Consider the following 257-nt stretch of genomic DNA (forward strand, 5'->3'; position numbering starts at 1 on the left):
GGCTACAACGAAATCGACCGCGGCGTGGCCTACGCCAACAGGGCCGACCTCGAGCGCGTGCTGCGCATGGACGGGGGCACCGGCGTGCGCCTGAAGCTGCATGACATGGACAAGGCGCTGGACGTGGGCGTGGACCTGGCCCACACCCTCCGCGGCGGCTACCGGGTCAGCGACTGGACCCAGCAGAACGCGCACCTGTACCACTCGCTGCGCATGGAAAAAGTGGTGATGGGCATCCTGCTCTCGCTGATCATTGC

At 66.5% G+C, this 257-nt stretch carries 1 pseudogene; it reads left to right on the forward strand.

Features of this window, described 5'->3' with window-relative positions:
• Positions 1-257: pseudogene (locus ACQG3P_RS20400) on the forward strand (lipoprotein-releasing system transmembrane subunit LolC); the annotation flags it as partial.

Origin of the sequence: Stenotrophomonas sp. SrG (assembly GCF_050031795.1) — a bacterium.
Lineage (GTDB): Bacteria > Pseudomonadota > Gammaproteobacteria > Xanthomonadales > Xanthomonadaceae > Stenotrophomonas > Stenotrophomonas rhizophila_A.